The 17,919-nt window shown below is 38.5% G+C and carries 15 protein-coding genes and 1 pseudogene; 2 read left to right on the top strand and 14 right to left on the bottom strand.

Annotated features, from left to right (window positions below; genetic code table 11):
- The 11 genes and pseudogenes from NMG86_RS25765 to NMG86_RS25715 all read right to left on the bottom strand — a co-directional run bounded on the left by NMG86_RS25765 (position 1) and on the right by NMG86_RS25715 (position 13,338).
- Positions 1–3,361: pseudogene (locus NMG86_RS25765) on the bottom strand (helicase-related protein).
- Between the two features lie 71 nt (positions 3,362–3,432).
- The gene (locus NMG86_RS25760) at positions 3,433–3,597 is read right to left on the bottom strand and encodes a PIN domain-containing protein (RefSeq protein ID WP_499103757.1); all 165 of its coding nucleotides are present in this window, start codon (positions 3,595–3,597) and stop codon (positions 3,433–3,435) included.
- A gap of 17 nt (positions 3,598–3,614) precedes the next feature.
- The gene (locus tag NMG86_RS25755) at positions 3,615–3,857 is read right to left on the bottom strand and encodes a PIN domain-containing protein (protein WP_499103756.1); all 243 of its coding nucleotides are present in this window, start codon (positions 3,855–3,857) and stop codon (positions 3,615–3,617) included.
- Between the two features lie 6 nt (positions 3,858–3,863).
- The gene (locus NMG86_RS25750; RefSeq protein ID WP_026789278.1) at positions 3,864–4,085 is read right to left on the bottom strand and encodes a hypothetical protein; all 222 of its coding nucleotides are present in this window, start codon (positions 4,083–4,085) and stop codon (positions 3,864–3,866) included.
- 288 nt (positions 4,086–4,373) lie between these two features.
- Entirely contained in the window at positions 4,374–4,823 is a 450-nt protein-coding gene (locus NMG86_RS25745) for an REP-associated tyrosine transposase (protein WP_026789279.1), read from the bottom strand.
- Between the two features lie 44 nt (positions 4,824–4,867).
- Positions 4,868–5,059 (bottom strand): hypothetical protein, encoded by a 192-nt coding sequence (locus NMG86_RS25740; protein WP_026789280.1) that lies wholly within the window; start codon positions 5,057–5,059, stop codon positions 4,868–4,870.
- Positions 5,060–5,218: 159 nt separating this feature from the next.
- Positions 5,219–8,266, bottom strand: a complete 3,048-nt coding sequence (locus tag NMG86_RS25735; RefSeq protein WP_081694537.1) for a DUF1156 domain-containing protein — start codon at positions 8,264–8,266, stop codon at positions 5,219–5,221.
- Positions 8,267–8,533: 267 nt separating this feature from the next.
- The gene (locus NMG86_RS25730) at positions 8,534–8,773 is read right to left on the bottom strand and encodes a hypothetical protein (RefSeq protein ID WP_026789281.1); all 240 of its coding nucleotides are present in this window, start codon (positions 8,771–8,773) and stop codon (positions 8,534–8,536) included.
- A 15-nt stretch (positions 8,774–8,788) separates the two neighbouring features.
- Complete coding sequence (locus NMG86_RS25725; RefSeq protein WP_026789282.1) at positions 8,789–9,220, bottom strand: DUF7680 family protein; 432 nt, start codon at positions 9,218–9,220, stop codon at positions 8,789–8,791.
- Between the two features lie 72 nt (positions 9,221–9,292).
- Positions 9,293–12,523 carry an ATP-binding protein gene (locus NMG86_RS25720; protein WP_026798357.1) on the bottom strand — a complete coding sequence of 1,077 codons (3,231 nt, stop codon included), beginning with the start codon at positions 12,521–12,523 and terminating at the stop codon, positions 9,293–9,295.
- A 23-nt stretch (positions 12,524–12,546) separates the two neighbouring features.
- Complete coding sequence (locus NMG86_RS25715; RefSeq protein WP_026798356.1) at positions 12,547–13,338, bottom strand: hypothetical protein; 792 nt, start codon at positions 13,336–13,338, stop codon at positions 12,547–12,549.
- Between the two features lie 340 nt (positions 13,339–13,678).
- On the opposite strand from NMG86_RS25715, the gene psb34 reads away from it, so the two are divergent.
- Positions 13,679–13,843 carry a photosystem II assembly protein Psb34 gene (psb34, locus tag NMG86_RS25710; protein ID WP_043939620.1) on the top strand — a complete coding sequence of 55 codons (165 nt, stop codon included), beginning with the start codon at positions 13,679–13,681 and terminating at the stop codon, positions 13,841–13,843.
- A gap of 205 nt (positions 13,844–14,048) precedes the next feature.
- On the top strand, positions 14,049–14,291 hold the full coding sequence (locus tag NMG86_RS25705) for a hypothetical protein (RefSeq protein ID WP_026798355.1): 243 nt from the start codon (positions 14,049–14,051) through the stop codon (positions 14,289–14,291).
- A gap of 412 nt (positions 14,292–14,703) precedes the next feature.
- Here NMG86_RS25705 and NMG86_RS25700 read toward each other — a convergent pair whose 3' ends face one another.
- From NMG86_RS25700 to NMG86_RS25690, 3 genes are all read right to left on the bottom strand, one after another.
- Positions 14,704–15,270 (bottom strand): Uma2 family endonuclease, encoded by a 567-nt coding sequence (locus NMG86_RS25700; protein ID WP_026789286.1) that lies wholly within the window; start codon positions 15,268–15,270, stop codon positions 14,704–14,706.
- A 107-nt stretch (positions 15,271–15,377) separates the two neighbouring features.
- A complete protein-coding gene (locus tag NMG86_RS25695) occupies positions 15,378–16,352 on the bottom strand; it encodes a tyrosine-type recombinase/integrase (RefSeq protein ID WP_081692466.1) in 975 nt (324 codons plus the stop codon).
- A 119-nt stretch (positions 16,353–16,471) separates the two neighbouring features.
- Complete coding sequence (locus NMG86_RS25690) at positions 16,472–17,875, bottom strand: Uma2 family endonuclease (RefSeq protein WP_026789288.1); 1,404 nt, start codon at positions 17,873–17,875, stop codon at positions 16,472–16,474.
- Positions 17,876–17,919: the final 44 nt, after the last annotated feature.

Here is a 17,919-nt window from a genome sequence, read left to right as displayed (position 1 = left end):
TCACAGAAATGTTTCACCAAACAATGATTCTAATTGCAGAAAAATAAATTCCAACAAGGGATTACCAAAACTCATAAATTGAAGGGGAGGGCTGTTCATCAAAGATTTCCGGGTAAAATGTTACCGAATAGGTTTGATTTTTAAACCTTAGTTTCCAAATTTTCGGTTCTCGTTTTTCAAAATAAAATCCCAAAGTTTTAAGAATTTGCGATCGCGTCAACAGTTCTTCTAAACTTTCAGCAGTCAAGGGTGTTGAAGGTAAGGGCTGACGAATTTCTAATAAATCGGCTTCTACATCCATTGCCACCATTTCATCTAAAGAAGGACGCAAGGGAGGAGTTTCTAAGACTTGTTCAAAATCCGCTAACAGTACCCCTTCTTCTTCCGGGTCAGCACTCATAACCGCTTTTTCAATAAAAGTAGGAACTTGCGCTAATATTGGTTGTAAATTTCCGACAACCGTTTGAAAGGCATCAATTCTATCCCTGAGTTTTCGATACACTTTTGCCTCAACAGTTCCATCATAATAAAAGTTATGAATTCTCACGGTTTGATAACGTTGACCAATGCGGTCTAAGCGTCCAATTCGCTGTTCCACTCGCATCGGGTTCCAAGGCATATCATAATTAATTAACACCCCACAGGTTTGTAAATTTAATCCTTCTGATGCCGACTCGGTACACAATAAAACTTTAATTTCTCCCGCCCGAAACTGGTGTTTAATTTGTTCTTTGGGGTACAATTTTCCAGTTTGAATTTTGATACAGTTCCCCACCCCGTCCTGGAATAACAGGCAATTTGAGATCCATATAATTGTTGTAATGTTTGTCGGAGATAATCCATTGTGTCGGTATATTGAGTAAAAATAATCCGCGCTTTCCCCGTTGACTTAATTCCTGTCGCCAATATATTAATACAATGGGAAAGTTTACTATCTTCTCCGGTATGATCAAATTGCTGTAATAAAATCTTGTAAATAGGCAATTTCTTCGGGGTCAGCCGGAATAAGATCAGGTTCTAATCCCTCGATAATGGGTCGTCTGCGTCGTCTAAATCCCCTAAATCATCCGGGGTAATATTAATCCCGTCTAAGCGTCTTTGTAGGGATTCTCGAATGGCATAAAAGGAACTGGTGAGGCGTTTACGGTAGAGGGTCATAATAAACCCAGAGCTTTTTGATTTTCTTTTTGGGCTAAATATATAGAAATGACGAACATACTCACTCACAGCGCGATAAAGGGGGATTTCTCGATTTTTTCTAAGGTAATGGCGTTATCCTTGAACGAGGCGTTGGGCAATATCTTGGTCTAAAATCCCGCGACGATAATACTTGGCGGAGGGTATCACGGGTATGGACGAAACATTAAATCTTTGAGGGGGGTATTAACGGTTAAATAGTGTTTAGAAGTATTGATAAAGTTGGGATTAATCTAAATAGTGTTTAGGGTTAATCAATTTTATCCCTTTTTGCCAAACATCTTCTAGTTCATAAGCGAGAAACGATGTTTTGTTTCTAAATACTGTTGGAATTGCGGACAAGGAGACCCCCCTTGTTTTAAATAATCAACGGCCATTTGTTGCCAAAAGTCTAAAATATTTTTGTTGGGTGTTTCTGATAATGTGCTAAAATAAATTACAGAAATTATCCCCATATTGCCAATGTCCTTTTAATCCTAAGAGATGGAGTAAATCAAAAATTTCAATCGTGTCAATTTGCATCGGGGTTGCCGATAATAACATTAAAGATTTGGTTCTATCTCGTAATTTTTGCATTAACTGAAGCAGAGAATTAGGGGTTTCTTTGCGGTTTTGAGGGCTTTTGCGACGGGCATGGATGGGCTTCATCTAAAACAATTAAATCCCAAGGTTCGGCTTCTAATAATTCCTGCATTCGGTCAGACCGACGGGACTAAATGGGAAGACGCTAAAATTAAGTTTTGAGAGTTCCAAATATTAGTTGAGGGTTGGTTACTGGGAGTTAAAGGGGCATTTTTGGGGGTATCAGTTCGCCTTTGCTATAACTCCAGAAATGCAGATTAAATTTTTCGCGAAGTTCTTCATGCCATTGGGGTTGAATACTGGCGGGGGCTAAAATTAAAATCCGTTTGGCTTTTTGGACTAATTAATAAATATCTTAAAATTAATCCGGTTTCAATGGTTTTTCCTAACCCGACTTCATCGGCAATGAGGAAACTTTTAGGAAAGGTTTGGGGCAACGCGACGGAGAATTTTAATTTGATGGGGGCCAGGGGGAAAATGGGAATGGATTTTAAACAATAATCTAAAACAACCGGGATGTTTGATGTAAATTAAATAGAATTTCAAAGGCTTCTTTTTCTTCTTTTAAATTTAAAGCAGGTGCGAACGGGACGTTCGCTAATATTTTCCAATTCAACTTTTTTATCATTTATAAAATCATTGTTTTTATCATTATAATCAGGATTTAATTCATTGATAGAATCAGGATTTAATTCATTGATAGAATCAGGATTTAATTCATTGATAGGAGCATTGTTTTTATGTATTTATAGGATCATGATTTTTATTTATTTAGGGAGCGAGACGCTCCCACTGCTGGAATTTGATGATTTTGTGGAATAGGTCGGGTATCAAATTCGGTTTGTTGATTCCAACTGGGGCGGGTAGTTGGGGTGTATTGAAGTAATTTTTGCTCAACGGCTTCTGGAATATCAAAGACACGAACATTCGGGCTTAATTGATGCCACAGTTGTTCAAATCTAAATTGTTCTTCTTGAACTCGTTCTAATTCTCGCCCCCCTTCCCAAGAACAATAAATATGAAAGGATTCAATATTACTTTCCCAACCGCTTAAAGATTCATTATTTGACCCACTAAAGGCAATAATATCTCCTTGTTTATCGGTAAATATCCCAACTTTTTCATGAAAAATATGGTGATAATCAAGTTGAGTTTTAGCTTCTTCTGGGAGTCCGTTGGATTTTAAGGGAATGGCAATTTTTATTTCTAAATATTGATGGGCAATTAACCAACTGAGGATTTCAAAATGTTGGAGTTGAACAAAGGTTTCAGGATGAGTTAATTCGGTTTCTAAGCGGAATGTTAAGGCATCTCGGAGGGCGTAACCTTGTTGAATAGCATCTAAATCTTGGGGGGAAAATTGACAGCCCATAATTAAGCGAATTTTCCCTTGGTTATAAAGCATTGCCCCCAGTCCCCGTGCAACTTTACTCAAGATTGCGCTATTAAAAAATCCTGATTTACGGTCATATTGGATAGCGCATTCTAGGGCGGGAATATAAAAGTCCGCAATGGGGTTATTTTCATTACTAGAATAGCTTATTAACCATGAACGGTTTTGAAAGGTGGAAGCAATTTGCATTGATATGTCCCGCAACAGTAATATTAACTGATGATTTTTAATTTAATAATTCTAAATGGATTACTACAACTTCAAGCGAATGGATTAATAATCGTGAGTTGTTGAGAAATGATTAAACCATTTTGCATATCTTCTGAATACAAAGTGTTTCCACCCCCGGATAAAGCACTAGCAACAATTAAACTATCCCAAAATGAAAGGTTATAATTCAGACGTAAATCAGACGCAGATTCCAGAATAGTTAAGCTAAATTCTAAAACTTGGCAGCGATTATAAAGAGATTGAATAACCGCTTTAATTGATTTTCATCAAACTTAGCTTTTTTAATTAAATTGACCGAAATCTCATTAATGACCTGGGTACTAATCATAAGGTTAGATTGGTTTGTAATAGAAATAGCAATATTTTGCTTTCTTTCTCTTTCTTGAGCTTCTATCCGTTGGTCATCAAACAACCGATAAAGCCAAATATTAGTATCAATAAAGTTAAGTTGCATTTTACCTCATGATTGACGTTCATAAATTTCTTCACGTCTCAAAAAGCCATTAACTTTGAGCGGATTTTCTGTTAAAATATCGATCTGGTCTGGGTTAGTATTATTGAGATTGGGTTGGGATTTAGCTAAATTATCGAGTTGATTTTTAGCTTTAAAGGCTTCAATGATGGCTTGAATTTGTTCAATTTGTTCAGGTTTTAACCCACTGATATTAAGTGTTTGGCTCATCGTTTATCCAGATAAGGTTAGATCTCATTTTAACACAAGTTTTCTAACTTAAATCGCTTTAAATTAGATGAGGAAATTTGATGGGTTAGCGAGCGAGGACGCTCGCACTGCTGTTCTCCTTTTAAGAATGCGATCGCATTTTAACCGATAAAAGATTTATTTGTAGTGCGAACGTCCCCGTTCGCTGATCTCAGGAATGAAAAACTGATCTCAGTCTATTCTCATTCGCCTTTATTATAAGTTTATAATAATATTATTTTTTATTAAATCAATTGCTACGGTTGAGTTTTAAAATTGTTCCCATAAAAATTCGTAATCTTCGGGAGTATTTGATAATCCAGCTTTGACGGGGTTTTGTCGAATATATTCCCAAACTTGACGAAAATGCTCTGAATTTCTAATTAATTCATCATAACGTCCATCTTGCCAAATTTTACCAATATGTTTCATAACAGTTGGGATATTATGGGAACTATACCCTTTAATGGTTTTTAAAATCATGCCTATTTTCCAATATTGTCCTTCTGGTTTAGGAAAAGGTTTGATTAATAAATGAACATGATCTAGCATAATAACAACAGCAAAAAGTTCATATCTTTGTTGATTAAAAAATAGGCAACTTTCTAAAACAACTTTTCGAGCTTCTGGGGTTAATTCTAATCTTTCCCAAGTAGCGAATGTAATAAAATAAATTCCCCCTGGAATTTCTAAACGAGGTCGAGGTTTTTTATAAGCCATGAATCATCTTATAAAATTAATACATCTTTTAATTTTATCATTCTCTAACCCATTAAATTCATCATCCTAGCAGTGCGAACGTCCCCGTTCGCTAATATCCCTAATTCCATAAAAACCTTCCCTAATTCCATAAAAACCTTCCCTAATTCCATAAAAACCTTCCCTAATTCCATAAAAACCTTCCCTAATTCCATAAAAACCTTCCCTAATTCCATAAAAACCTTCCCTAATTCCATAAAAACCTTCCCTAATTCTATAAAAACCTTCCCTAATTCTATAAAAACCTTCCCTAATTCTATAGAAACTTTACCTAATTCTATGATGAGGAATGGGTTAGCGAGCGAATTAAACGTACTGCTATAGCGAGCGAGGACGCTCGCACTACGTTTTTAACCTTACTCAAAATCCAAACTCAATTGTCCTAAAGGTAACTCTAATTGATCATAAATCTTAACTTTTCCCTTAATTTCATCCATCGCTAACCATAAATCTAATAACACTTTTTGCTCAATCAGGCATTTTTTCTCGTCTCCAATACGGGGAATAACCTTTAACGCCACTTCTATCGTTCTCATAAACAAATCATTACTAACTAACCCGGTTACTTCCATAAACCGACGCACGGAGGTAACGTCTTCTTCTTCATAAATAGCAATAACCGCGTGTAAACCATCGACTAAATAAGTTAAAGCAAATTCCGAGGGGTTAACAGAAAAGGCTCGTTTTTTAAACCGTTGTTGCGGCGTTAATAGTTTACAAGTTCCACTAGCAGAGTCAATTAATTTATGAACTTTTGCCAAATCTGCGACATTAAAACCGCCAATGGCTAATGCTAATTGTCGGGCTTCATCAAAAGGAAATTCACGGGCGGCGAAGGCATCCCAAGCCAGCAAATACCATTGGGTGAGGGCATCAAATCCGGCGGTATCTGTTTCGACTAATTTACGAAAACGATAGTTAGCAATGGCTTTGCGGGCGGCTTCAAAGGCCTGTTCGGGTCGGACTTCCTCCCCGCTACTGTCGAGGATGGGATAGGAGCGACTGAACACATTTAAAGCGGGGCCAAAGGCGCTTAAATACAGGTCAATTCCGGTGATATCATTGGCTTCAAATTCCGGGGCGCGGCTTTCGACGAGGTTGGCGACTTCTCGGCGCAGGTCATCCCACCAAGCTTGTTCGGCGTTGGGGTCGCGTTTACGACAGACTAATAAAACTGTACTGGAAACCGAGTTTTTCTGGGCTTGGTGCAGGTTTTGGGGGTTTTCGGTACTGACGGCCCAGGATGCGGTGATTTCAAAGCCTGCATCAATTAAGGATTTGGCGAGGACATCCCAGGCTCCGGGGTCTTTATGGTTAAATTGGACGGTCATTACGCCGTCGGGTCGCAACACGCGGTAATATTCGCCAAAGGCGAGGGCCATTTTGGCTTCATAATCTTGGTTAGCGAGTTTTTCGGGGTTTTCTCCCATATTTCTAAACCGGGAGGGGTTAGCAACGGCTTCTCGGTCTTTGTCGGTGAGTTCATTAAAGAATAAATCAGGGAAAATATTGCCTAATGTGCGTTTTTGCCAAACATAGAAAAAATCTGATAATTCTGCATATTGAATTGTGGAATAATAGGGCGGGTCGGTAATAATTGCATCTACGGAATGATCTGAAATATGATATAAACTATCGGCAGATGCGGAATTAATTTGAATGGTTTTAGGGTCGTATTTTTCGATTCCTGATAAACCTGTAGAATGGGGTTTTGTCCCGAATAATGAACATAAATTTTTATAGTCTGAGGCAAAAGCATCAGCACACCAATACCATAATTCACCTGCACCATTAATTTCTGGATAATTCCACATTAAATTTAATGCGTGTTGTACTGAATAAGCATGAGCCATTGCTCTTGAAGATTGCCAATAAGATAATCTACAATTTTTATCAGCACACCTATCTAATACTAAAGCCAAATAAGTGCTAACTGCTTCTACTTTTTCCCATTCATATTCAACTTGTATTAACGCTTTAGCTTCATTAATAATTTCAACGTAGGTAACAAGGGTTAGAAGTTGACGGGGGTTAAATAATTTATCCCAGGTATCCATTCCATATCTAATTAATTCTTTTGTTTTCTCTCCAAAAATAATATCTACTTTAGGCAAAATATCATTACTATTAAAATCGAGTAATTTTTGATTAATATAATTTTCGGCTTTATCAATGCCATCAAAATCTATAGATTCAGGAATTCTAAACTCTAAACTTCCCTTACCTTTTTTATAAGCAACTGCATAAAGTTGATAACCAAAATTTCCATTTTGTGCTTGAGATTTAATCACGTCATCATCAATCACATTTCCACAATTCGGACATTTACCAACACCTCGGCTAATGGTTGTTGTCGTATCAGGATCATATTCCAATTCAATATTATCCGCCGCAGTGCGAACGTCCCGTTCGCTAATTTTATTATCATCATTATCCGCCGCAGTGCGAACGTCCTGTTCGCTAACCCCATTATAATCATTATCATCCTTATTATTCTTATAATCATTATCATCCTTATTATTCTTATAATCATTATCATCCTTTAAAGAATCGCTAATCTGATCTGGATTAGCGTTAATATTTGGGGTATTTAGCGAGCGGGACGCTCGCACTGCGGGAGGATTTTGATTCGGTTTATAAACAATTGTAGACCCTTTGCCTTTTTTTCCTTTAATTAATTCAAAATCAACCCGTTTTTGTTCAAGGTTGGGAATAGGTTTAACCGCACACCATTTATGTAAATTTTGCTTTTCAGGGCGTTTATATAACCACCAATTCGGACTTAAAGGCACAACAGATTGACAATTCGGACAAACAACCGTATGCGCCCATAAATAATTTTGTACCGTTTCTCCGGGTAAAGACGGGAAGAATTCAGCCAACCTTTTTTCCGCTTCATCTCCTACCCATTGCACCCATTTATCAATGTCTTCCTGTAAATCCGGCCCAAATTTTAAGGGATATTCCATCGCCGCTTTCATCGTCACCACTGCCACCGGATTTAAGTCAGAAGCTAATACATTCAACCCATATCTTGCCGCCTCAAAGGGGATACTTCCACCCCCCGCAAAGGCATCTAAAATCGTCGGCGTGCGAGTTCCCCAGGTTTGTTCACAATAATCTTGAACCTTTTTAATAATCGCAGAAGTCGGGGGAGTTTTATACAGTTTGGTTTCGACTCCGGGGTTTAATCCTAATAATAGTTCAAATTCCTTGATATCAATATCCGCAGGTAAAATAGAAGCCAAAACCGACGCCCGCGAAAACGATAAAGGTTTACGAGAATACCAGCGATGCAACCCCTTAAACGGATTTCCCCCATGTTCAAAATATACCTGTTCATTCAGGAGTTTGACAGGCATAATTTTTTCAATAAAAACCGCAGGTCTTGGGGGTTGGGACATATCAGTTATCAGTAATCAATTAACAGTTATCAGTTTAAGAGGGAATGGTTAGAAGTTAATGAATAGTTTACGGTTAGCGATCGCTTATTCTATTATAGGCAATAATGGTTGATTAATTTAATCAGAATTTTAACCCGTAGTGCGAACGTCCCCGTTCGCTAATTATCTTCAGAGATAGGGATTTCTTCAGAGATAGGGATGATTTTTAGCGAGTGAGGACACTCGCACTCCATTAGAATAAAATTGGATTTAATTGTAGTTTAGCATTTACCAGTTTTTTTCTCGTTGAATATCTTCATCTTTTAAATAGGAAAATTCGATTCCTAATAAATCTAAAATTTGTAATAATCCCGCTTCATCCAAATTCATCACTTCCGCCGCTTTCCTCAAACTAATCACCCTCGCGGTTAACGCACCCAAAACAAATAAAAATCGTTCCTTCTGTTCCACGTCCGTAAAAACAGGTAAAGAAACCGCAATATTTTGTAAAGCTATTGTAGAAGTCATAATTAATATGGGAGGTTAACTATCCCCTAATAATACCCGTAACGCCTTTAATGCGGTTGAACGTTTCCCATTTGCTATTTTAGCAAACCAATAATGCGCTTCTTCATTACTCATTGCCATAACGCCATCGGTAATATTGGCAATGCGTTCGGGTTTAGATAACGGTTGCAACGCTTGAAATAAAATCGCTAACATTACCCCTGATTCTTCTGATAAAATATAAGGAGTTTGTCGTTTATAAGATAAGGTTTTAGGGTCATATTGATTGGTTTTTAAGGCAGTATAAATTAATTGTCGAGATTGAATTAAGTTATTGCCCTTTAACCGTCCCACTCGTTTCGCTGCGGGTCGTTTCTTTTCTCCAGCTTTTTTATAAGCACATTGGTATAATTCTAAGGCAAAATTATTATTATCCAAAGGAACAACCCGCAACTGAAACTCCTGCATAATTCATGAATTCAATTTAAAACAAAATTAGGATTACATGAATTTATTATATCATTGATTTAGATTCAACCATTAATAATTAACCTTTGCGGTTAAATTTAAACGGTCAACGGGGTTGCGATTTAATTGTTGTTGAATTTGATTGAGTTCTGTCCCGTGTGGTAAAATCGCAGGTTGAAATTCTATCGTTAATTTAAAACTAATATTTCCTTGGACATCAGAACTATTCAAGAGTGCATTTAAAGGAGTAAAAAACGGTTGAAATCCTTTGACTGGCCCTTGGTATTCTACTCGAACAAATTGATCTCCCACTTGAATAGTAGCCCGTTGGTCAATCTGTAATTTAAACCGACTTAATAAAGAAATTGCAGTTCCCAATTTCCGATAATCCACAAACTGACTCACCATAATTTCTAAGGATTCAATGCTTTGAACTTTACGGTCGCTACAGGAATCCATTAACTTAGTAAAAACACTGTTCACCGTTCCTTCTAATTCAATGATCGGCGATTGATAATCAAAAATTGTTGGAATTTCAACGGTTTCAACGCCATAAATTCCGCCCCCATTTTTAACCGTTAAATTAGTTCCCGCCACCAGTTTTACCGTTGTTTCCTTCTCCTGTATTTCCCCATTTCCGTAGTCAACAACTAACCGAAATAAAGTTGTTTGATCAATTTGGGTTTCATATTCATCAGAGGGGCGAAACTCCCCCGGAATTAACCCCCCATCTTGATATAACTGTACCGTAACCGCCCCTTTAGCTTTCCACCGTAACCGCACAGGTTTTAGGGCTTCTGTAGAGGGCATTAATTGGGCATTTAGCTCAATAATTTTAGGTTCAGGAGGCTGTAAAATTCCCCGTCGATATAACACCATGCGATCAGAAAATTCCAGGGTGTCTGGGGGCGTTAGGGGGCTATCATCGGTTTTAATATACAGCCGTTCTCCGATTTTTAAATCCCATTGTCCTTCCTGTAAACCCCGTCGAATGGTCTCCCGTAATTTGGCAACTTCCGCATCTAATAAAAGATTCAAATTCAGGTTTTTGGCAAATTCATCTCGAAAGGCTTTTGTTGTCCAAGAATCTAATCCTGACGGCCAAACTTTTTGTAAAATATAAGCAGGTGCAAAAGCATTCGCTTCTTCTGAACGAATTTTGGTACAATCTTTTAAGGCTTTTAAAATTACATCCTGTTGATTATTTTTACCTTTAACAATACTAGAATCATGAGACGGTAAGGTATAGTGCATCAAGCCTTTTGGAGCTTTTACCGTGTCAACCATAGCATAAAATAAATGGCGATAGGTATTTGTTAAAGCAATTCTAACGTCTAAATCCCTAACCCCTTCTCTAGCTTTCAATTCTTTCTTTTGCAGTTCCGATAAATCATCTAAACGGTTTTGACTTTTAAGAATAATTTTAATGGCGATATATTCTCTGGCTAAATCAATAGCTCGGTGTAATTCTTGTTCATTTGCCACTAAAAATAATAACCGATTTCTGTAGATTCTAAATTTACCTGCTTCTCCGGTATTATTAAAAATTCGTTCCACTAAATCAGGGACAGCATCCGTAGAACTGCGAACGGTTGCTTCATCAAAATCAATTAAGCATAAGGCAATATTATCCGGTTTATCATCTACTTCTGTCGGAGTTTCGGGACTAGAAATTAAGGTAAAATGTCGAGTGGCAAAAATCGTATCTCGACGGTTTCTTAATTCTTCTTTAGCTTGAGACTGTCCGATTTGTTCCTTTTCTTCGGTAATAATTTTATTAATCGAAGGTTCTTCTTTAAATCGAGAAATAAAAGTAATGGGGTCATAATCTAAATACCAAGCCACTTTAATTAATTGGTCTAAAGCTTTTTGTACAAATCCAATTTCTAACCCTGGAGTTAATAAGGATAAGTTTAATTCGGCTTGACGAATACCGGAGGAAATTCCCTGGGTTAAAGAGTGTAAAAATATGGTTCGGGCGACCCAACTAGAAAAGGGCGGCTTTCCAGCGATAAGCCATTGTTCATCTTGAACTTGGGCATAAGCAGGTCTACCATCCGGGTTATAAATATCAGCCCCAATGGGGGGATACATTTGCTGACGTTGTAATTTTGAGGTTAATTCATTGGTGATCTCTGAATTTAATCCAATGGGGATATGATGGGTATGAATTAAGGGAATATACTCCTGATTTTGATTCCATAAATATTGAACCACTAACGCCAATAACCGCAGTGCGCCTCTGGTTTTTTGGAAGTCAGAAATAGAAGCAATTTTTTTTGTTAATAAATTAAACAGTTCGGGATGGAATGGGTAACTATTCGTCAGGGCGGTAACATAACTGGAATCTTTACAACCATCCGGTAAATTCACCCGACTTCCTCGATAGGAAGCTAAATATTCGGAAGCGGCTTGTTCGGCTGCATGATCATCAACTCGATTAAAAATTCGTTGTTTGACAATATTATAAATTTCAATATCGGTAGAGGGACTTAAAACCCGTTCTTGTCGCGCCGAAGCATGGATTAATTCTTGTAAATCGAAGGTTTCTTCAGCAAAGGTATCGGAAGCGGAGGCTAAAGAATAAACAAAGACTAAATGATTACAAGCTCCCGCTAAATCCATTAAGGAAAATAAAAAGGCAACAACTTGTTCTGATAAATCACTATTGCCAATTAATTTGGCTTTAGCAGATCTTAAATAACGGGCAATTTCATCTAAGATAATAACGGTGGGGTTGCCATTGATTAACCGTTCTAGTACAGAAGTCCCTGGACTGATGCCACTGGTATCGGAACCTTTTAATAAAGAATACCCTTCAATACCTCCAATTTGATAGGCAATTTCTCCCCAAAGGGTATAGGTTGTAATTCCGGTTTCTGCATGAAACACCCCATTTACGGGATCTAAATCTTTACCATCAACGGCGGCAACTTGTACGGAATAGTCAGGAATAACATGAACATCGGCGAAGCGTTCTAATCCTTGGATATGTCTGCCTTGTTTACAAATATGCCAAAGGGCAATTTCATCATGGGTTTTTCCGCCGCCGAAACTGGTTTCTAAGCGAATGACGGGGGAACCGGAGGTGATGCCGTTTAAGCGTCCAAAGACTTCCCGAATTAAGGTTTTAATGCCATCGGTGGGGAAGGTATTGGCAAAAAAGGCATGGGCATCTTGATAAACCTGGGGTGCTTTTCCTTCGACGACTAACCGCAATTTGGCGGCAAATACATCCAGGGATAAATCACCGGATAAAATTTCGGCTCTGGGGTCACAGGTGTCAAAAATAGAGGCAAGCATCGTTTTTAATAATATAGTAGCAACTAATTAGAATTTAGATTATTCCAAAACAATTCATAGTTCAAAACTAATTCATCAAAATTCACAGCGATGTATTCTGCTTGTTGTCGTTTTGTGGCTTCGGGCCAATATTTAGTTATGTCTTGTTCTCCCAGACATTGATCATATAAAAATTTTTTCGGTAGATAACCAATTCCCGGATAATCTCGGTCTGGTATCCATTCTCGTAAGCTCGTTTTAACGTATTGTTCAAATTTCTCATATAACTCTGAATCATGGGCAATGTTAGTTAATTTCGGTGAACTTAATACTTGATTGATTCTTTGTTCAATTTCTTTGTCAGTATGTGTCCAATCTTCAATATATATTACACCTTTTGTTACGTTAGCTGCTATCTTAGTCACTAATCCTAGCGGTGTTGAGGAAAGAATTTTCAACTGATCGGTAGAGTCATTGGCTAAGTCACTAACTGACAATATTTCTCTGATTACATAATAGTCACTTTGTTCTAATGAGGAAAATTCATAATTATTTTTATCCCTATAATTACAATCATTTAATTCTGAAGATTTAGCCGAAGAATATTCACAAAAAACCGTAGAAAATATAACAGTAAAAAAAACTAAAAAAACCAAAATTTTGCGTAACATCACTTCTATCCCTTTCAGCTTGTCATAAATATTAAATACTAAAATTTGTTCTTCGTTACCATTCAGGGGCTGTAACCGAACAACTTCGGAATTATCAGAAGGCAATACCACCCATTGCCGTTGCCGACAAATCACAATAGATCCAGGTTTTGCTGATTCACTCATGGGTCAAGAATAATAAAACCTTTAGGTCAAAACTCTTATCTTTATTGGCTTTCAGTTGGGTTATTAATGTATTGGCTAAACTTTACCTTAATCTAAAGGATTCCTTGAGAACCTGATTTTAATTAAACTTATAAGTGAGGTTTCTCTTATTCTGGTACTTACAGCTAGGTTTTAATTAAACACTGCCTTGATTTTTGCAGTCAACTCCCCTTTACCAATAGATTATTCAAAAATTCCCTGTGACAAACATCACCTCGGTTTTTGAGTCAAGTCACTGTAATAATCCTTAACATTCCGTTACATTTATTTACATACACAAGCAAATTCAAGGAAAACCACCATGAGAACCACCAACGAAAATGGCATCCTAAATAACTACGCCACCGAACCCAAACTTTATTTTGCCGAATACCCCTCACCCGAACAGCAAAGTCGCTATGCACTTCAAGCCTCTGCTGCTGTCCTTCTGTTGACTTCCCTAATCCTGATTGCTTTTGCTGCCTAAAATCATGGGCTATCACAATTCTTTGAACTGCCTCATCCGGGGTGGTTTTTCCGTATTTTAGGGTAGTTTTAAATCCAAATATAACTGCCCAGGTGAGATATTTCCACGACTTCTACGATGGTAAGCCAGGTGGCAACTACTACACAAAGCCACTAAATTTTCTGATATGCTATATATGGTTCACCCAGATTAGGAATAATTTATTATGGACAGTGCTGAAAATGACATAAATCAGATGCAAGACCAAATAAACCAATATGGTTCGATTACTCAGTTTGATATTCGTGTAATAGAGATTAGCGGTACAGCCGATGACCCCAATCAAACTTCTGGCATGGCTTCCAAGACAGATAAAGGCTTTAAGGGTTATGGTGAAGAGGGTTATAATGGCACTTGGGAGATAGGTAATTGGGGGGATACTCTAAGATTTACTAATTGCGAAGAATAAATTCAGCTAAATCAGCAACGTTAGATAATCTAGCGTTGCTAAATCATAGTATAAAAATAGGTAACTTTTAAAAATTAATCTGGATAAACTGATAATAACGATTTAAACTCATGGACAGATTTATTAATTTTTATTAAGGCTTTGATATTTATTGATGTTTCCCCTCAATCCTTTCCTACAGTGTAGTTTTTTATTGACCCGTTGAGGTAATGAATAACAAAACAGATAACGTAATCAATAACAGATAACATAACGAATAACAGGAATAGCAATTGAATCAATATGTCTGGACTCATTGTTCAAGGAAAACAGTCTTTCCAATCCCCGCAGATGCACCCGTGATTATGAAAGTTTGATCGGTAAAATTCATCATTTTAAATTGAGTCAATTAAAGAAAAGGACAAGAAAATCTTTATTGAAATTTTAACAACCCCAAAACATCGGCTGCTGAAATTTGCCAACTTTCTATCACACTGAGAACAGGTAAAATATCGGCATCATATTTAACTTCTGGTAATTGATTGGGTTGAAAAACCATCACCGATTTATCATCTGGGTCAATGAACCAACCTAACTTTGTCCCCTGTTTAAGAGAGAAAATAATCTTGTTAATCACGCGGTTTGGAGACTGTTCGGGGGACAGAATTTCAATGATCCAATCTGGGGCAATTTCCACTCGGTTTGAAATTTCTCCATCTTCATCAACAGGAATGCGCGACCACTCGAATACAGCAAGATCTGGGACAAGAGAACGCCCTGCAAACGTGCATCGTAATTCTGTAAGTCCATAAATTAATTGCTGCGGTTCACCAACTTGATTAATAAGGGTTACTAAGCGAGTTTGCAGAATACTGTGTTTTCCTTGGGGCATTGGTTTTTGATAAATTTGACCGTCAATGTACTCGCAAGCGGGTTGAGTTTCCGGCAATTGCAGGAACTCTTCTAGGGAAAAATTTGTAGTTAATTGAACTGATGTCATGGTAATCATTAATCCTTTGATTCAAATAATCCTAAAGAACAAATAATTTGAGGTTCTCGTTTTTCAGCTTCTTCTGCGATCGCCATATTTAATAAAATGTCAACCTATCAAACCAAATCCGCTAATAAATCGGTGACTTCCCCCTGCTGATTTTTCCGATTATCGTCATAAATCATCAACGTATTCAAATCCGAATGGCGACTCAATTTCTGCACCTTCCGCACATCCCCATTCGTTGCTTCCAATGCCGCCGTTATCCCCGAATGACGAATTCGGTGAGGCGATAACGGCTTATTAATCCCAGCTTCCCGTGCAATTTGACTAACAATCTTATAAACCCCCGTCCCCGTCAGCCGATGTCCATAACTCGCTCTATCCAAGGCAATAAACAAAGGTTTAGACCGTTTTAATTCTCGTCTAGCCAGCAACCAATCTTGTAGAGCTTCCACCGTTGGCTTTGATAACGTTACCGCTTCCTTCTGCGTTCCCTTACCCTTACCCAAAATCTTGAGTGTCTTCCCCTCCAAATCCAAATCCTCAAGATTGACTTGACAGACCTCCTCCCGCCGTAGGACATTATCCCATAACAACCTTAATAGCGCATAATCTCGTTTGCCCTTAAGTATGCGACGATTGGGAATTTGTAACATCCTCTTAAACGCTACCGGGGAAATTCCTGTGGTATCCCGATAAGTCTTAACCTTTTCCCCCTTTAATTCCGCCAATGTCCAACCACATTGCCCAATCCGATAAGCGAATGCAACCAACGCTTTAATCGCGGCTAAACGTCGATTTACCGTCGCTTCTGATAACTTTTTAGATAACAATTGTTGCTTATAACCTAATACCAAACTTAAGGCTTGTTCCTTGGATAACTGTAAAAACTCAATCACCAACTCGGCGGTAGGTTCAGTTTGAGCGATCGCCCAAAAGAAATCCTTCAAATCCCGATTATAAGCTTTACGGGTATTCTCAGAACGCTTTGTAGCTAATAAATCCTCCATCACATTGCGTTCAGCTAATGTCCCCACAACAGAAGCCGGAACAATTTCAACAGCAGAATTAGACGGGAGGGTGTTCATAGGGGCTATCAAGAGTGCGGAGTGCGATTGAGATAAAGTTGAGGAATACAAAAATAGGATCTAGGTTTGATTTTATCCCAATTTCCTGGTCAAACACTTACACAAGAAATCGACGGGAACTAAATCTCAACCAGAGATTGAGAAATCCCCTGCTGTTGAGCCAGCGTAGCATACTTGCTATCTGCCTCAATTAAGTTAATCTCAGGTTCCTTGCTCAAATTAGACAAATCCTGGTAAATCTCGTAATCTTTCCTCCCGGGTAAATCCCAAACAACTAGCGTAATTTCAGACCAAAAATTTAAGGGCTCAGGTTTGACTAAATCTCCAATGACTCCCAACCGAGTTACCCCATATTTAGAACGCAATAGGGTAGCAGCTTGACGAGCCAAATCCCACCAAACCGCTTTCCGTTGGGCATCTTGCCAGTTCAGAGTTTCTGTTTCTAATAACGCTGTTACCCACTCAACGGGCGACAAGACCTTTAAAGCATCTGCTAAACCAAAGGTCATCAGTAACATCCCAATCAAGTTACGAATGCCTTCTTTACTGCCAATTTGAGGTTTCCCATCCCAGAACTCAAACTTGGCTTCTGGACACCAAGCAATGTATTGTTCAAAAGAAATCGGTACTGGCTCTAACTGCAATTGGGGATTAAATGGTAAACATCCCCAACCCAAACCATTCTCTACCGCTCGCAGTCTTCGACCTTCTTGCTGGGTGTCTTCAATATAAACAACTGGCGGGTCGTGGGGCCAGCTATACCAGTCTTCATCTTCTCTCCACAGATTGTTGGGGGCAAAAACTAACCCCGGTACGCTTTGCGGTCGGTAGCATCCTGATGCGTCAGGAGCCATTCGCTCGTATTTTCCGTTGAATAAGCGCCAAAATTCGATTTCTTTTTGGGCCGGATTGAGAATGACGTACTCTGGCACTCCACCTGCGGCGTAATAGTCTCGTTTGATGATGCGGTCTGTGTATTCATGTCCGGGTCGCAGTATTTCGATGACACTTTCGGCTGGCCCTTCCAGGTAGTATTCTCTAAGTGTATTGCGCGGTGGCCCTATAAATAATAGGATGTCTGGGGTGAAGCCATTGTTGCCCAGACGCATGACAAAATCGCGGCTGAATGATTGTCCTCCTAGTATTTCTGCGATTTCCCAGAAAGAGTGGCTGATATAACTGCGGATGGGATTGTGATGGTTTTCTTCTCCTCTTGAACCGGGTAGTAGGTCTTCGGGTTGGTAGGGGAAACTAGCCGCCCAGGTTTGTAAGGTGGTGGCGATGGTTTCTGTACTGTTTAATCCAATTGGAATCGGCGCATTATAGGTAAGACGGAGAGCTTCTAGCCATTGTTGTCTGGGGGCTAGGGCGATGGCGGCCCGCGCTCCCCATCCGGTGAGAATTTGTTTGAGTAGCAGACGGCTGCCAACTAGGGTATTACCGACGATTAGCTTGGATTCAATCAATTCTAGTTTGGCTTCTGGGCCGGCGTCGATAAATTCGTTGAACAGGTTTGATGTCATTGCCACATCTCCTTGAATATAAACCCTTGAAATTGTGAAGTTGT

It is taken from the genome of Planktothrix rubescens CCAP 1459/22, from assembly GCA_904830895.1.
Classification (GTDB): domain Bacteria; phylum Cyanobacteriota; class Cyanobacteriia; order Cyanobacteriales; family Microcoleaceae; genus Planktothrix; species Planktothrix agardhii.
Note: the sequence above shows the minus strand (reverse complement) of the source record. Positions and strands in the feature narration are given on the sequence as shown.